At 61.5% G+C, this 16,591-nt stretch carries 11 protein-coding genes and 2 pseudogenes; 8 read left to right on the top strand and 5 right to left on the bottom strand.

Translation table 11 applies throughout. From position 1 onward, the window contains the following. Positions 1 to 129: 129 nt before the first annotated feature. The 3 genes from AB5975_21545 (at position 130) to AB5975_21535 (ending at position 4,609) form a co-directional block, all read left to right on the top strand. Positions 130 to 420 carry a hypothetical protein gene (locus AB5975_21545; protein ID XDR19113.1) on the top strand — a complete coding sequence of 97 codons (291 nt, stop codon included), beginning with the start codon at positions 130 to 132 and terminating at the stop codon, positions 418 to 420. Between the two features lie 302 nt (positions 421 to 722). Then, on the top strand, positions 723 to 3,713 hold the full coding sequence (locus tag AB5975_21540) for a T6SS effector BTH_I2691 family protein (GenBank protein ID XDR19112.1): 2,991 nt from the start codon (positions 723 to 725) through the stop codon (positions 3,711 to 3,713). Positions 3,714 to 3,715: 2 nt separating this feature from the next. After that, positions 3,716 to 4,609, top strand: a complete 894-nt coding sequence (locus tag AB5975_21535; GenBank protein XDR19111.1) for a DUF6708 domain-containing protein — start codon at positions 3,716 to 3,718, stop codon at positions 4,607 to 4,609. Positions 4,610 to 4,632: 23 nt separating this feature from the next. On the opposite strand, the gene AB5975_21530 is transcribed toward AB5975_21535, so the two are convergent. Beyond that, positions 4,633 to 6,819: an OsmC domain/YcaO domain-containing protein gene (locus AB5975_21530; protein ID XDR19110.1), complete on the bottom strand. Its 2,187-nt coding sequence runs from the start codon at positions 6,817 to 6,819 to the stop codon at positions 4,633 to 4,635. 258 nt (positions 6,820 to 7,077) lie between these two features. Between AB5975_21530 and AB5975_21525 the strand changes: the two genes are divergently transcribed. From AB5975_21525 to AB5975_21510, 4 genes and pseudogenes are all read left to right on the top strand, one after another. Next, on the top strand, positions 7,078 to 7,533 hold the full coding sequence (locus AB5975_21525) for a (2Fe-2S)-binding protein (GenBank protein ID XDR19109.1): 456 nt from the start codon (positions 7,078 to 7,080) through the stop codon (positions 7,531 to 7,533). Continuing rightward, positions 7,533 to 9,782, top strand: coding sequence for a molybdopterin cofactor-binding domain-containing protein (locus tag AB5975_21520; protein ID XDR19108.1), 2,250 nt, complete (start codon positions 7,533 to 7,535; stop codon positions 9,780 to 9,782). The genes AB5975_21525 and AB5975_21520 overlap by 1 nt, the downstream gene beginning before the upstream one ends. 18 nt (positions 9,783 to 9,800) lie before the next feature. Then, a complete protein-coding gene (locus AB5975_21515) occupies positions 9,801 to 11,162 on the top strand; it encodes a cytochrome c (protein ID XDR19107.1) in 1,362 nt (453 codons plus the stop codon). 39 nt (positions 11,163 to 11,201) lie between these two features. Beyond that, positions 11,202 to 12,220: pseudogene (locus AB5975_21510) on the top strand (XdhC family protein). Between the two features lie 17 nt (positions 12,221 to 12,237). Here the strand turns inward: AB5975_21510 and AB5975_21505 are convergent. The 4 genes and pseudogenes from AB5975_21505 to AB5975_21490 all read right to left on the bottom strand — a co-directional run bounded on the left by AB5975_21505 (position 12,238) and on the right by AB5975_21490 (position 14,450). Further along, the gene (locus AB5975_21505; protein ID XDR19106.1) at positions 12,238 to 13,026 is read right to left on the bottom strand and encodes a substrate-binding periplasmic protein; all 789 of its coding nucleotides are present in this window, start codon (positions 13,024 to 13,026) and stop codon (positions 12,238 to 12,240) included. Between the two features lie 207 nt (positions 13,027 to 13,233). Next, a complete protein-coding gene (locus AB5975_21500; protein ID XDR19105.1) occupies positions 13,234 to 13,875 on the bottom strand; it encodes a LysE family translocator in 642 nt (213 codons plus the stop codon). A 49-nt stretch (positions 13,876 to 13,924) separates the two neighbouring features. Next, positions 13,925 to 14,125 carry a DUF1289 domain-containing protein gene (locus AB5975_21495; protein XDR19104.1) on the bottom strand — a complete coding sequence of 67 codons (201 nt, stop codon included), beginning with the start codon at positions 14,123 to 14,125 and terminating at the stop codon, positions 13,925 to 13,927. Between the two features lie 13 nt (positions 14,126 to 14,138). Next, positions 14,139 to 14,450 (bottom strand): annotated as a pseudogene (locus tag AB5975_21490) (hypothetical protein). A 316-nt stretch (positions 14,451 to 14,766) separates the two neighbouring features. On the opposite strand from AB5975_21490, the gene AB5975_21485 reads away from it, so the two are divergent. After that, positions 14,767 to 16,515, top strand: a complete 1,749-nt coding sequence (locus AB5975_21485) for a BCCT family transporter (GenBank protein XDR19103.1) — start codon at positions 14,767 to 14,769, stop codon at positions 16,513 to 16,515. Positions 16,516 to 16,591 lie beyond the last annotated feature (76 nt).

Here is a 16,591-nt window from a genome sequence, read left to right as displayed (position 1 = left end):
GGGCTTGTACCATCAGTTGAGCGCAGGGTGCGCTTAGCAAAGGAGCCCCTTGACGCCGCGATAGTTCACCGTTTGGCTTGAATGAAATATCCTGCAAGGCATTTGCCGCCAAGCGGACAAGGGGATCACATGCGCAGACAACCGATACGCCCAATCGAGTCCTGGGTGCTGAACACCCTGCTAGCCCTCAGCCTGGCGCTCACCGCTGGCTGCTCCAGCAAACCCCGCTACGCCACACCTGCGGTGGGCTCCAACTGCTTCGCCAAAGCCGTCCCCACGACCGGCGAGGGTGGCCTGGCCTGGGGCAATAACCTCAGCATTGCCCGTCAGAAGTCGATGAACAACTGCATACGCTATGCCAGTCGCTCGGGAGGCACACCGAGAACTTGCCAAGTCGTCATGGCCAAGTGCAAAAACTGAATAGATAGAGGACGGTTTAAGTAAGGCAATTCCTACAAACTTAGTTATAACTTCCCACGTTACTAAAGCACGAATAAATCCACATAAAATATTACACTTTCACCCTCGACCAAAAATAATTAATCGAGGCATCCTACTTCGCTTATCGCCCAGCAAATCCATATCCCTGCAACTTAAAATAGCAAGTAAGAAATTTCTTACACAACAATCGTCAGCCAATTATCTTTCAGTCTTTTCTGTACTGGAGCAGGCCACTCTACGCCTAATGTCTGAAAGGGCTGCTCTCTGAGCAAGGAACTCTCATGAGCAATGCCTCCGTCAGCAGTGCCACCTCTGGTCCCGCCTGCAGTGCACGCATCCCCATCCTGCCAGTGCGCTATGCCATCGTGCCGCGCACCGGCGACTCCCCCGCCTACCGCTATGCCGACGCAGGCTTCAACCTCGAACAAGGCTTTGCCCCGCTGCAGCACTCCGCCTATACCCTCCGCGCCCTGCGTCAGGGCTATGTCTACGTGTTCATGAAAGGCCCGCTGGGCGAAAAGCTGGTCATTCATGAGTACGTCGGCGCAGGCCTTTACAAGGAACTGCGCTACCAAGGGCTGGAGAACTACCACCTGCGTGAACGCTACCTCTCCAGCCGCACCCTGGGCTGGGTGTGGGCCGATACCTGCCCCGATACCGCCAAGGAAGTCTGGATCGGCTACAGCCCACACCTGTGGACCAACGCCATGACCGCCCGCATCACCGGCTCGCCTGCCCTGCGCAAACGGCACATGCGCCAGTTGGACATGGCCGAACTGGTGAGCGGCAACCAAGCGCCGTCCACCCAGCCCCATGTGCTGCCGGTCAGCGCCCTGCAAACCTGGGTCGAAGACTTCAAACCGCCCCACCTGCGCATGCCGCTGACCTGGAGCAGCGACCCGATCAGCGAAATCCTGCCCATCGGCAACCTCGTCGCCATGGCGCGGCACTACCCCTACACCCAGCCGAAAGTGCCGGTGGTGGTCGCGCTTGCCGACGCCGAAGGCATGGCTCTGGACCTGAGCCTGTCGGTCTCGGCCTACCAGCATCAACTGCGCGACCTGATGCCCGCCGAGCAACTGGAGCACACCAAACCCGCACAACCGCCCGAGCAGGAGCGCGTGCCGGCGTGCTACCGGTTGGATGCCGAACAACTGAGCGTGCAAAGCCGCGATTTCCACCATCGCAACCTGGTGGCCATGCTGCTGAACAAGACGCTGGAAAGCATGTACCCGGCGGACGCCCCCTCACCGGAACTGGCCGCGTTCCGGCTTGGCCTGGAACGCCGGGGCCCCGCCCTGTCGCCGGCCGAGTCGCATTTTCAGGCGCTCACCCACAAGGACTACTCGCCCCACGGCGCGCGCCTGGTACAGCGCCTCGATGTCGGCAAATACCAGCGCTTCATCGCCGAGCGCGATGAGCTGGAACGGCGTATTGCCGCCCTGCGCAACCAAGCCTTGCAAGCCAGCAACGATCATGACGCCTGGCTGGCAACGGCCGAATCCCAACACATCGATAACCCCTATAGCCTGGCGGCGGCCTTGGCCTGCTACGACCGCGACGAACGCGCCTCCGCCCGTGGCCTGGAAATCTCACTGGCCTTGCTGATTCAGCCAATGGGCCAGCCGACACCCGGCACCGAGGAACAGGATCGACGCTTCAAGCGCCTGGAACAATGGCTCGACCAACACGACAGCCCGCTGTACACCGCCCTGGCACCGTTCAACCCGTTCAAGGACAAGGCCGACTCGATCGGCAGTTTGTTCGGCGCCAGCGACGACGTGATCGAAGGCTTGGCCGGTCGCTTTCCGGCCATGGCCGACATCACCGACCTGACCGCCCAGACGCTCAATACCGTGGTGCTCAAGCGCCTGCGCGGGCAAACCCGCTGGGATGCCAGCCATGGCCTGCGCCAGCAGGTGTTGATGGCGGCGCGTGAGGGGAATGCCGAGAAGGCGCTGGGGCTATTGGCAGCGCGCTATCGGATCACCAGCCAGGCCATCACGGAAAATCCGTTCAGCCAGGAGGTACAGAAGTACTTGAAGAGCGGCATGGCGCAGGTCGAAGAACTGAAAGAGCTGCGCATCTCGGGTAGCCGGAACGTGTTGATCGAACTGACGACCACAGCGCGAGTGAAACCCAATTTTCTCGGCCTGCTCACCTCGGGCGTTGGCGGTGGTTTGAACGCGGGCATGCTGTGGTTCAACATCTTATCGCTCAAGACGGCCTACAACAGCCTGCAGAAGAGCAATGCACCGGAATATACCTTGGGCTTTGCTTCATCGATATTCGGGGTGATCGGTGCAGCGGCAGCGACAACGGTCAGCGTTCGGGCAACGCAGAAGGCGGTGATGCTGCGATTAAGCTCGACAGCACCTGGGATGGCGTTTGGTAACGGCGTTATCAGGTTCCTAAGCAGTAACTTGTTTGCGCGTTTAGCCGGATATCCTGCAATAGCATTCACTCTATTTTCAGATTTTTTCAAGGCAGGGCGCCAGAGAGCGAACGGCAATCAAACAGCTGCTGATTACACTTTAGCTGGCGGTTTAAGCATGGCCATTGGTTCCGTTGTAATTCTTGAAGCAGGTCTTGCAGTTGCAGGCGCTACAACGCTAGTACCCTTTGCCGGATGGGCCGCAGCGGCCCTTGTCCTCGTGGGTGTCGCCATCATTGGAGTAGGCCTGTACCTACACGCCAAGGCACATGAGCACCTTCATAGCCCAATTGAGTTGTGGGCAGCACGCAGTATCTTCGGCAATCGTAATAATGATGGAGAGGAGCGCCCCGGCATAACTTTGGATTATGAAAAGAAACTGCCCTCTTTCGACTCGCTACAAGCCGAAATCAAAGCTTGGCACAATCAGCACTACGGCCCAAAACTTCTATCTACCGAGCAGGCCCTGTCACTCGGCGTATCTCATGTCGACACCCGGTGGCATCAGAATGATTACTGGTCTCCGCCCAACTGGGCCGCTATCACACATAACGAAGTTTCCACACCTCAACCAACCGCTGAGTTCACAGTGCTGCTACCTGGCTTTGTGCTTGGGGTAAGCGAATGGTCAGGACGCTTAAATGCCCTCCGTGATGACCATGGAAGGGACCTGCTTCCAATTACCCCGACCGGCCACATCGTAGGTGCTGGCTTGGTTCTGCACTTCGAAAACACGCTAGCTAACCAAAAATATGTCTCACTGCATCTAACTTACAGCACCAATCAAGGCCTGGACGAGAACAATGAGATCCTGTCAACTTTTCATCTGGAGCGCTGAGCATGGCGACCATCTGGCTATTCAATCCAACCACAGACTCCGGGCACAAACCTGCTATTGGCGGACAGCTATTAAACTTATCAAGTAACACTTTAACCCTGCGAAACCCCTGGGTAACAGACTCTGTATTTATGGGAAAGATTTACTGCGCAATGATTGTCGCGTCGATTATCTTCTTCTACCCATACCTACTATCCAGCGAAGCATGGGACCCATACACCTTTAGCTATACCTTTATCATCCTCACAGTAATTGGACCTTTCATCTTCCTCCCGTTTTTAGCCTATCGAATATATTTCATAAAACGCTTATCAAGCTTATGCTTCAACCGATCAACTCAGAAAATTTACTATCAGCGGTTGAGTAAGCTATTTGTCTTTGAGTGGAGCAACACGGGCGGAGGCCTTTTCAAACGCACCGAAAACGGCGGCTCATCGTTCAGCACCAGCTACGCCCTCGCCTTCGCCCCTCGCCGGGCAGATGGCAGCCTCCACCAAAAAGACTGCCTCTGGGTCGACAGCAACGAACCCACCGAACCCGGCGTGAAGCACGTCGCCGAAGTCTGGGAATACCTCCGCCATTTCATGGCTCACGGCCCGGACAAACTCCCCCCGCCCGGCGAGCCCAACTGGTGGCACAAGCCGCTGCACGCCATCTGCCTGACCCCAGCCGAAGCGTGGCGCCACTACGCTCCTTGGCGAACCGGTGAGCCCGGTGAAATGCAGGGCAAAAAGAACTGGCAATTGCCGTTCTGGGCCGTGCTGTTCCCCTATAACCTCACCGTCGCCATCTGCTGGTACGGCATCTGCCGCCTGTTCAACGTCCGAGCGGCGCCACCGCCCCCAGAAGCGTTCGAGGAAGCTCCAGCACCTTCAACCCAAAAAAGGCGCGTATGAGCGACGCTTGAGGGCGGCGGTTATCAGGCAAACTTGGCCCGCGCCGCGTGCAGCTTCTTGTAGCTCTCGATCAAGCGCAAGTGGCGATCAAGCCCTTCGAGCTTCATGCTGGTCGGGGTCAGGCCATGGAAGCGCACGCTGCCGTCCACCGAACCCAGCACCGCGTCCATGCGCGCGTTGCCGAACATCCGACGGAAGTTGGCTTCGTAGTCACCCATCTCCAGTTCGTCATCCAACTGCACTTCCAGCACCACGTTCAGCGCCTGGTAGAACAGGCCGCGCTCGACGGTGTTGTCGTTGAACTGCAGGAACGCCTCGACCAGTTCCTTGGCATCCTCGAAGCGCTGTACCGCCAGGCAGATCAGCAGTTTCAGCTCAAGGATCGTCAGTTGGCCCCAAACGGTGTTCTCGTCGAACTCCACGCCGATCAGCGTGGTGATGGTGGTGTAGTCATCCACATCGCAGTTGTCCAGGCGCTTGAGCAGCAGCTTCAGTGAGCGGCTGTCGAGGCTGTGCAGGTTGAGGATGTCGGCACGGAACGACAAGGCACGGTTGGTGTTGTCCCAGATCAGGTCCTCGACCGGGTAGATTTCCGAGTAGCCCGGCACCAGAATGCGACAAGCAGTGGCGCCCAGATTGTCGTACACCGCCATGTACACTTCCTTGCCCAGCGCCTCGAGGATGCCGAACAGCGTCGCGGCCTCCTGTTGGTTGGAGTTCTCGCCGTGGCCGGAGAAGTCCCACTCGACGAACTCGAAGTCGGCCTTGGCGCTGAAGAAGCGCCATGACACCACGCCGCTGGAGTCGATGAAGTGCTCGACGAAGTTGTTCGGCTCGGTCAGCGCGTGGCTTTCGAAGGTCGGTTGCGGCAGGTCGTTCAGGCCTTCGAAGCTGCGGCCCTGCAGCAGCTCGGTGAGGCTACGCTCCAGCGCCACTTCCAGGCTTGGGTGTGCGCCGAACGAGGCAAACACACCGCCCGTGCGCGGGTTCATCAGCGTCACGCACATGACCGGGAACTCGCCACCCAACGACGCATCCTTGACCAGTACCGGGAAGCCCTGCTCTTCCAGCCCCTGAATGCCGGCGACGATCGCCGGGTACTTGGCCAGCACCTCCTGCGGCACGTCCGGCAGGCACAGCTCGCCTTCCAGGATTTCGCGCTTGACGGCGCGCTCGAAGATTTCCGACAGGCACTGCACCTGCGCCTCGGCCAGGGTGTTGCCGGCGCTCATGCCATTGCTGAGGAACAGGTTTTCGATCAGGTTGGACGGGAAGTACACCACTTGCTGGTCGGACTGACGCACGAACGGCAGCGAGCAAATGCCCCGCGCTTTGTTGCCCGAGTTGGTGTCGTACAGGTGCGAACCACGCAATTCGCCGTCAGGGTTGTAGACCTCCAGACAATGCTCGTCGAGGATCTCGGCCGGCAACGCATCGCGCGGGCCCGGTTTGAACCACTGCTCGTTGGGGTAATGCACGAACGGCGCATTGGCCAGGTCTTCGCCCCAGAACTGGTCGTTATAGAAGAAGTTGCAGTTAAGGCGCTCGATGAACTCACCCAGTGCCGAGGCCAGCGCGGCTTCCTTGGTGGCACCCTTGCCGTTGGTGAAGCACATCGGCGACTGCGCGTCGCGCACGTGCAGCGACCAGACGTTGGGCACGATATTGCGCCACGAGGCGATTTCGATCTTCATCCCCAGCCCGGCGAGAATGCCCGACATGTTGGCGATGGTCTGCTCCAGCGGCAGGTCCTTGCCGGGGATGTAGGTGCTGGTGTCCGACACCGGCATCAGCAAGCCCTGGGCGTCGGCATCGAGGTTGTCGACCACTTCGATCACGAACTCGGGGCCGGTCTGCACCACCTTCTTGACAGTGCAGCGGTCGATGGAGCGCAGGATGCCCTGGCGGTCCTTCTCGGAAATATCCTCGGGCAACTCGACCTGGATCTTGAAGATCTGGTTGTAGCGGTTTTCCGGGTCGACGATGTTGTTCTGCGACAGGCGAATGTTTTCGGTGGGGATGTCGCGGGTCTGGCAGTACAGTTTGACGAAGTAAGCCGCGCACAAGGCCGAAGACGCCAGGAAATAGTCGAACGGGCCTGGGGCCGAACCGTCGCCTTTGTAGCGGATCGGTTGATCGGCGATCACCGTGAAGTCGTCGAACTTGGCTTCGAGACGGAGATTGTCGAGAAAATTGACCTTGATTTCCATGCGGATTTACCGTGATTTAAGCGTGCAAAACGAAATTGCCCGGCATTATCCGGGTTTTCACAACGGAAGTCCTGTTTACCTGCCCCACCCCTTCACGCCCTTGCGCATTCCACCGGATTGCTTGCCTGATCCTCTGAACCTCGCCCCGACACCAGACCAGCGGTCATCCCCCTGTGCTAGCGTTTCTTCTCTGGGGAACAACGTATTCCCGCACTGAAAAAAACAACGCGACAGCAACCGATGACTGGCAGGTGAACCATGGAACTACGCATCAACCAGAAGACCTATCAGGTCGAGGCGGACGCCGATACGCCCTTGCTGTGGGTGATCCGCGATGACCTGGGGCTGACCGGCACCAAATACGGCTGCGGCCTGGCCCAGTGCGGCGCCTGTTCGGTGCTGGTGGATGGCAACGTGGTGCGCGCCTGCGTCACCCCGGTGGCAGGCGTGGTCGGCCGCGAGGTCACCACCATCGAGGCGATCGAGGCCGATGCCGTCGGCAAACGCGTGGTCGCCGCCTGGGTCGAGCACCAGGTGGCCCAATGCGGCTACTGCCAGTCTGGCCAGGTGATGGCAGCCACTGCGCTACTAAAGCACACGCCCAAGCCTAGCGATGCGCAGATCGATGCAGCCATGGTCAACCTGTGCCGCTGCGGCACCTACAACGCCATCCATGCCGCCGTGCATGACTTGGCCCAAGGGGAGCAGGCCTGATGAACACGCCCGTCGATACCCTCGCCGAACTGCACAGGTTGCAACTGGGCGAAACGGTCAACCTGTCGCGTCGGCGCTTTCTGGCCAGCACCGCAGTCGGTGCCCTGGTACTGGGCTTCGGCCTGCCCATGGGCTCGGCTCGCGTGCAAGCTGCAGCGGCGGCAACTGCTGAGCGCGGCACCCAGGTGCCGGCGTTTCTGGAAATTCGCCCAGACGGCACGGTACGCCTGCTCAGCCCCTTCATGGAGGGTGGGCAAGGCCCGTTTACTGCCATGGCACAGATCGTCGGTGAAGAACTTGACGTCGACCCGGCTCATTTCGTGGTCGACAGCGCACCACCGGGCGAAGCCTACGTGGTGATGGAAAACGGCATGCGCATTACCGGCGGCAGCATGTCGGTACGCATGAGCTATCCGACCATGCGCCGCCTGGGCGCCCTCGCCCGAGCCATGCTGCTGCAGGCGGGCGCCGAACAGCTGGGCGTGCCGGTCGATGAGCTTTCAACCACGCCGGGTAACGTGGTACATACCACGACTGGCCGCTCCATATCCTACGGAGAACTGGCGGGGCGCGCCATGGACCTGCCCGTGCCCGACCCGGCCAGCGTCAAATTGCGCGACCCCAGCCAGTTTCGCTGGATCGGCAAGCCCGTACGCCGCCTGGATGCTTATGACAAATCCACTGGCAAGGCCCAGTACTGCATCGACATCAAGGTCGACGGCATGCTCCACGCCGCCGTGCAGCATGCGCCACGCTTGGGCATGACCGTGGGCAGCTTGCGCAACGAAGACCAGGTCAAGGCCATGAAAGGCGTGCATTCGGTGCATCAGCTGCCGGGCGCCGTGGCCGTGGTCGCAGAACGCTGGTGGCACGCCAAGCGTGCGGTGGAGGCGCTTCAAGTGGACTGGAAAGAGCCAACCGTCGACAGCAAGGTTCGGCCGATGCCGGCCGACTTTTCCAGCGACGCCTGGCGCGAACACCTCGCCACGGTCAAGGGCCCGGCCCGTGATGAAGAAAATGAAGGTGATGTGGCCAGCGCCCTGAGCAATGCCAAGACCAAGGTCGAGGCCAGCTATCACAATCAATACCTCAACCATGCCCAGCTCGAGCCGCCGTCCGCCCTCGCCCGCTTCAACCCGGACGGCACCCTGGACGTCTGGCTGCCCAACCAGGCCCCGGACATGTTCCGTGACGACATTGCCAAGCGCACCGGCCTGGAGCCTGCACAGATCAACCTGCACTCGCCGCTACTGGGCGGGTTCTTTGGCCGGCATTTCCTGTACGACTCGGCCAACCCTTACCCGCAGGCCATTGCGTTGGCCAAAGCCGTTGGCCGGCCGGTAAAGCTTATCTGGAGCCGCGAAGAAGAGTTCCTGCGTGATGTACTGCGCCCGGTTGCCGTGGTGAAGTTCCGCGCCGGGCTGGATGCCGACGGCATGCCAGTGGCCCTCGAAGCGATAAGCGCCACCGAAGGCCCAACCGAGGCCATCGCAGGCAAACAGGGGGACAAGATCGACCCGACCGCGCTTGAGGGGCTGTCGGGCAAGGCCTACGCCATCGCCAACAAGCGCATCGCCCAGATCTACGTCAAAGGCCCAGCCATGCTCGGCTACTGGCGCTCTGTGGGCAATTCGCTGAACGACTTCTTCTACGAGTCATTCCTCGACGAGCTGGCTGACAAAGGCGGCAAGGACCCGTTCGAACTGCGCCTTCACCTGCTGCGCGACAACCCACGCCTGACCCACCTGCTGAACGCGGTCGCCGACTTGTCCGGTGGCTGGAAGCGTGGGCCGTTCACCGCCGAAGACGGTAGCAAGCGCGCACGCGGTGTGGCCATGGCCTCACCGTTCGGCTCGGAGGCTGCGGTCATTGCCGAGGTGTCCATCGACAACGGCCAGGTCAAGGTACACGACATCTGGCAGGCCATCGACCCGGGCAGCATCGTCAACCCGGCGATCATCGAGCACCAGGTCAATGGCGCCGTCGCCCTTGGCCTGTCGCAGACGCTGGTGGAAGAAGCGGTGTACGTGGACGGCAAGCCGCGCGCGCGCAATTACGACCTGTACCCGATCCTGCCGCCTGCGCGCATGGCCCGGGTGCATGTGCGCATCGTCGAAAGCGGGGCGAAGATGGGCGGCATTGGCGAACCACCGTTGCCGGCCGTGGCCCCGGCGGTGGCCAACGCGGTCGCGCAGCTCACCGGCCAACGCGTACGCAGCTTGCCATTGAGCCGCCATACCTTCAGCTGATCGCACAAGGGACGCCCCATGACCCATCGTTTCGCAAGAACCGCTGGCTGGCTGGCGCTGCCGTGCCTGGTCGCGGCAGGCCTGCTGGCCTGGTATGTCACCCGTGAGCCTGCTTCGCCGTTCGCCGAAGCCCAGGCCCAGGCGCAGGCGCAGGCCACCGAAGCCGACCCGGCGCTGATCAGCCGCGGCGAGTACGTGGCCCGGCTTAGCGACTGCGTGGCCTGCCACAGCCTGCCAGACGGCAAACCGTTTGCCGGCGGGCTGGAGATGGCCACCCCACTGGGGGCAATCCACGCCACCAACATCACTCCCGATCGCGACAAGGGTATCGGCAACTACAGCCTGGCCGACTTCGACCGCGCCGTGCGCCAAGGTGTCGCGCCCGGTGGTCGACGGCTGTACCCGGCGATGCCCTACCCGTCCTATGCCAAGCTCACTGATGACGATGTAAAGGCGCTGTACGCCTTTTTCATGCACAGCGTGCAACCGGTGCAGCAGACCAACCTGGCCAGCGACATCCCCTGGCCACTGAACCTGCGCTGGCCAATCGCCTTGTGGAACGGGCTGTTCGCTGCCACAACGCCTTACGCCGACAAGGCCGGGCAAGATGCGCAATGGAACCGTGGCGCCTACATCGTCCAGGGGCCTGGCCACTGCGGCAGTTGCCATACACCGCGCGGCCTGGCGTTCAACGAGAAGGCACTGGATGACAGTGGCAAGCCGTTCCTGGCTGGCGCCTTGCTCGACGGCTGGTACGCACCTAGCCTGCGCGCCGACCACAACACCGGGCTGGGGCGCTGGAGCGAGGCTGAGATTGCGCAGTTTCTGAAGACCGGGCGCAACCGGCATGCCGTGGTATTTGGTTCGATGACCGAGGCGTTCAACAACTCCACGCAATTCATGCATGACGATGACCTGGCCGCCATCGCCCACTACCTGAAGTCCCTGCCCGGTGACCCACAGCGTGACGGCGCGCCGTGGCAATACCGGGCCGAATCGGCAGCTGCGCAGCTCGACAGCCCTGGGGCGCATGCCTATGTGACCCGCTGCGCCTCCTGCCACGGCCTGGACGGCAAAGGCCAGGCCGAATGGATGCCGCCGTTGGCCGGGGCAACCTCGGCACTGGCCAGGGAGGATGCCTCGGCCATCAATATCACCCTCAACGGTTCGCAGCGGGTGGTGGCTGCCGGGGTGCCGGATGCCTATCGCATGCCGGCTTTTCGCGAACAGATGAGTGATCAGGAGATTGCCGAAGTGCTGAGCTTCGTGCGTACGGCATGGGGTAACCAGGGTGGCGCGGTGAACGCGCAAGCAGTGGGCAAGCTGCGAGGGCATACCAACCCGGCCAGTAGCAGCCCGATCATCTTGCATATGCGCTGAATCGGACAACTTTTGAACACCTAGGTTAATGGAGCCCCAATGGAAAGCATCGACCTGCTGGTCCTGCGCACTACCCGTGACTGGCTTGCAGCCGGCCACCGCGCCCTGCTCGCCACGGTCGCCCGCACCTGGGGCTCATCCCCGCGCCCGGTCGGCTCGATGATGGCCCTGCGCAGTGACGGTCGAATGGTCGGCAGTGTTTCCGGGGGCTGCATCGAGGACGACCTCATCCATCGCTACACCCGTGCATACGAAGGCCCCGGCATGCCCGCCAGCCAGCCCCAGGTCGTGCGCTATGGCGTCAGTGCCGACGAGGCCCACCGCTTCGGCCTGCCCTGTGGAGGTACCCTCGAACTGGTGCTGGAGTTCACCCCTTCGCTGGAGCACCTTGAACAACTGCTGGCCTGCCTCGACCGCGCAAGCCTGGTACGCCGTGACCTGAACCTGCGAAGCGGCGAAGCCAGCCTCTGCGCCACGGGCTTGCCTGAACTGTTCAGCTTCGATGGCCAGCGCATGCTCAGCACCCTCGGCCCAGGCTACCGCCTGCTGCTGATCGGTGCCGGCGCACTGGCCGAGTACCTCGCCACCATGGCCCTGTTCAACGGTTTCAGCGTTTCGCTGTGCGACCCGCGCCCGGAGTACACGGCAGGCTGGAATGTTGCCGGGTCAACTTGCTGCCTGGCATGCCAGACGACGTGGTCCGCGCCTTCGCCGCTGACGTTCGCAGCGCCATCGTCGCCGTCAGCCACGACCCAAAACTGGATGATCTGGCCCTGCTCGAAGCGTTGCACAGCCCGGCGTTCTACATTGGCGCCATCGGTTCGCGGCGCAACAGCCAATTACGCCGTGAACGGCTGATCGAGCACTTCGGTGAGAGCGAAGCTTCGCTGCGGCGCTTGCACGGCCCGATTGGCATCTACATCGGCAGCAAGACCCCAGCGGAAATTGCAGTCAGCGTCATGGCCGAGATCCTCGCGGCGAAGAACAACGTCAGTTTGCCTGGGGCAGTCAACGTCACCCAAGCCAAGGAAGCAGAACGATTGGCACGGTCCCTGTAGAAGCGCGCACCTGCGCGTTACTGCCACCGCTCCAGGTTCTGCTTCAGCAAATGATCGGGCAGCGCTCCGGCAACTATCTTCGCCATTTCCCGCGCCAGCGCCTCACGCAACTGCGGCAGGTTACAGGGCGAATCATGCGAAATCGCCAGGTACAACCCTTCGCTGGACACTGGCGGCTGCAACACCTGCACAGTGGCTGCGATGCCCAAGGTACGCGCCAGCGCCATACCAGGGTACTGCTCGTACACCACGTAATCGCTGCGCTTGTGCATCAGCTTCTCGAACGCCTGCCGGGCGCTGGGCACCGCTTCAAGGGTTAGGTTGGCCCGGGCGTATTCATCGAACTGCTGGCCATGGCTGTTGTTGACCAGAGTGCCGCCCTTGTGGCCCTTGAGGTCGGCCCATTGTCGGTAGGCAAAGGCATTGTCCTGGCGCACCCAGACCACGCTGGGGGTATGCAGGAATGGCGGGGCAATGAAGTCCATCTGCAGCCGGCGTGCTTCGGTCAGGAAATACCCGGCCAGCAAATCGATCCGACCGGTGCGCACCTCTTCCTGGGCTCGCGACCACGGCCCGCCGTAAACCACTTCGATATCCAGCCCCAACTGCTTGCCCAAGTACTTGAGCAGGTCAGCATTGGCACCGATCAATTGCTGGGGGTTTTGCGGGTCGCGCCACAAGTACGGCGGGTATTCAGGATTGCCGGTCGCGGTGAGCCGTCGGCATGCATCATCCGCTACCGCAGCCAGGGGCAGCGGCAACAGGCACAACAGTAGCAAGGCGCGGCGAAAGCAACGCTCGATCATCTACGACCCTCGGCACATGTACATCCGGCGACCCGACATGGTGGCCAAAGGCTGCCACCTACTGTGGTCGGCTGCAGCAATCATCTGTGCGTCTTCTAGGCAGTCTGGACCATCAGCGGCCAATAGACGGGCCTTTCATCGGCCAGCAGAAAAACCGCCGGAGGATAGACAATGAGGGCCCGCACAGTTGACTGGAATCCGGCCTTTTCAGGCCCCCTGCCGCCGCATTGCCAGGATCGCCGCGCCAAAACCGATAAAGGTGGTGCCCACCACCCGGCTCACCCAGCGCGACAGCGAAGGTCGGGTCAACACACCCTTGGCCCGCGCAGCCAGGGCGGCATACAAGCTCAGTGAAGTAAGCGACAAGGCCACGAAAATGCCTGTCAAGGTCAGGAACTGCGGTAATAACGCCGCGCCCTGGTCGATGAACTGCGGGAACAGCGCGGTGAAGAACATGGTCGCCTTGGGGTTGGTCACCGCCGTCAGAAAGGCCGACTTGAACAGTTTCAGCGGCGTAGGCCTTGCCTTGGCTGCACCCTCTGCGGCGCCCTGCTCCAGCATCGGGCTTTTTTTCAACAACTGCCGCACCCCCAGGTAAAACAGGTAGCCTGCCCCCAGGATTTTCACGGCATTGAACAGCACTTCAGAACTGGCCAGCAATGCGCCCAACCCCAACATGGCCGCGGCCGACAGACAGAACAGGCCCGTGCCATTGCCCAGCGACGACCAGATCGCGCTGCGCTGGCCATGGGCCAGACTGTTGTTGATGGCCATCAAGGTGGCAGGGCCAGGGCTGGCGATCGCGATGGCGGCGACCAGGGTAAACGCAAACAGCGAGTGAGAATCCATTTCAGGCTCGACAAACAATCAGGAAAGGTTGCGTGAATGGCACGCAGGCTCAGTCGGCATTCTGCCGCTTGGCCGCCTTCTTGGCGATAGCCTTCATTCGCGTCGCCGCCCGCTGCACAGTGGCCATCTTCTCGGGGCGCTTCATGCCCCGCCACTTGCGGATTTCGTCACGGGTGCGGCCGCAGCTCACGCACAGCTCGCTGTTCAGCTGGCATAAAGAGACGCAAGGGTTGTCGATGTCTTTGGCCATGCCACCACTCAGCCGGGCATTTCCGCCGAGCACGTTCGGCGGCGCTGTGAAACACCTGGCGTACTTCTTCGGCCTTGGCCTTGCTGACCGACCTGGCAGCCAGCAGCTCATCGACCACACGAATGCACTGGCCCAGGGCGGTGTCCAGTTGTTCAAGGTCGGAGGCGTCAGCGATATCACCCAGATAAGGAGCGATGAGGTACACGTAACGGTCCTGCAGCTTGAGCGCTGCCAGCGCGTCGAGGGCTTTCTGGAACCGATCGGCAGCGGCAGGGCTCATGCTCAATTTATCGAAATGAATCAGGCTCACACGGTCAGTGGCCATTATGACGAATCTCCGTTTCCTGGTACGGCCAGGGCCGCAAGCAGCAGCGCTTCTACGGTGCTCGTATGTGCGGGCCCGGGTAATGCCCATCAGGTTACCAGAAGCCGAGGCAGAAAGGGCCACTGCCCCCAGAACTAAAAGTATTTGCCAAGTCGCGTAATGGACGCCCCAGGGCGCTATGGGGACAGGCGTCGCCTTTTCCGGCGCAGGATAATCGCGCCAGCACTCCACCCCGCCGAAGCCTTCATCGCGCTCGGTAGCCCATACAACAACAAGCCTGCATACGCAGGTAAACCACAAAGGGGCCTCATCATTCATGGCAAAGGAACACATCACCGAAACACTCGATCTTGGCGTGACAGACCCCTCGAAAACCGCAGAAGCCCGCCAGGACCGACATTTCGAGGGCAAACTCGACTGGATCGTCTTTGGCTTCACCAGCCTCCTGGCCATCGCATTCGTGCTCTGGGGCTTCCTCAACCAGGCCAGCCTGGCCAGCAGCGCCTCCAGCGCGCAATCCTGGGTCATTCTCAATTTTGGCTGGTTCTTCGTGCTCACTTCCACCCTGTTCGTGGTGTTCGTGCTGTGGCTGGCCGCCAGCCGCTACGGCAGAATTCCGTTGGGCCGTGATGGCGAACAGCCGGAGTTCCGCACGGTGTCCTGGGTAGCAATGATGTTCAGCGCAGGCATGGGGATCGGCCTGATGTTCTTCGGCGTGGCCGAGCCACTGTCGCACTACGTATCGCCGCCGCCCGGTTCGGCCAGCGGGCAGACCAGCGAAGCGATGCAGGTGGCGATGGCCACCACCCTGTTCCACTGGACCCTGCACCCCTGGGCCATGTACGCCATCGTCGGCCTGGTGATCGCCTACGGCACCTTCCGCCGTGGCCGCTCGCAGTTGATTTCCGCAGCCTTCCGGCCGCTGATCGGCAAGCACGCCAACGGCCCACTCGGCCGCCTGATCGACATGATGGCGATTTTCGCCACGCTGTTCGGCTCGGCCGCCTCGCTGGGCCTGGGTGCGCTGCAGATTGCCGGCGGCCTGGAATACAACGGCTGGATCGAAAGCCCCGGCAAGCTGTTCTACATCTCGATCATCACCCTGCTGACCATTGCCTTCGTCACCTCGGCGGTGTCGGGCATCGGCAAGGGTATCCAGTGGCTTTCCAACACCAACATGGTGCTGGCGCTGGTGCTGGCGGTGTTCGTGTTCATGGTCGGGCCAACCCTGTTGATGCTCAACCTGCTGCCGACATCGCTCGGCATCTACATCAAGATGCTCCCGGAAATGATGGCCCGCACCAACGCCAGTGGCGGCGAGCAGATGAACAACTGGCTGGCCGGCTGGACCGTGTTCTACTGGGCCTGGTGGATTTCCTGGACGCCATTCGTGGGCATGTTCATCGCCCGCATCAGCCGCGGCCGCACCATCCGCCAGTTCGTTACAGGGGTGCTGCTGGTGCCGAGCCTGGTCAGCCTGGTGTGGTTCACCATCTTCGGCGGCGCCGCCATCGATGCCGTGCGCGAGGGTGCCCTCCAATTGGCCAACGGTGCGGTCAACAGCAACCACGCGTTGTACCAACTGCTGGACAGCTACCCGCTGGCCTCGGCGACTTCGGTGCTGGTGATGATCCTGGTAGGCATTTTCTTCGTCTCGGGAGCCGATGCAGCCTCGCTGGTGATGGGCACGCTATCGGAACACGGCACCACCGCGCCATCACGGCGCACGGTAATTTTCTGGGGCGCGCTGACCGGGACGGTGGCGGCGATCATGCTGGCGATTGGCGACCCGCGTGACCCCGGCGAGGCACTGACCGGGCTGCAGAACCTGACCATCGTCGTCGCCTTGCCGTTCGTGATGGTGATGGTACTGCTGTGCCTGGCGCTTTACCGCGACCTGCGCAAGGACCCGATGATGCTGCGTCACCTGCGCGGCAACGAACTGATCGAAAAAGCCGTGCTGTATGGTGCGGTAAAGCATGGTGAGGAATTTTACATTGTGGTGCAGGAAAAGAAGGCTTCGACAAAGCCGGTAACGGCAGCGAACGAAGTTTCCCAAACCTGACCCTGCAAGGCTGGGCGGTCCCTGTCGAAACGGCCTTGTGTCACCTAAAGGGGCTGCGAGGCGGGGACTTAAGCAG

It is taken from the genome of Pseudomonas putida (assembly GCA_041071465.1).
GTDB classification, from domain to species: Bacteria; Pseudomonadota; Gammaproteobacteria; order Pseudomonadales; family Pseudomonadaceae; genus Aquipseudomonas; species Aquipseudomonas putida_P.
Note: the sequence above shows the minus strand (reverse complement) of the source record. Positions and strands in the feature narration are given on the sequence as shown.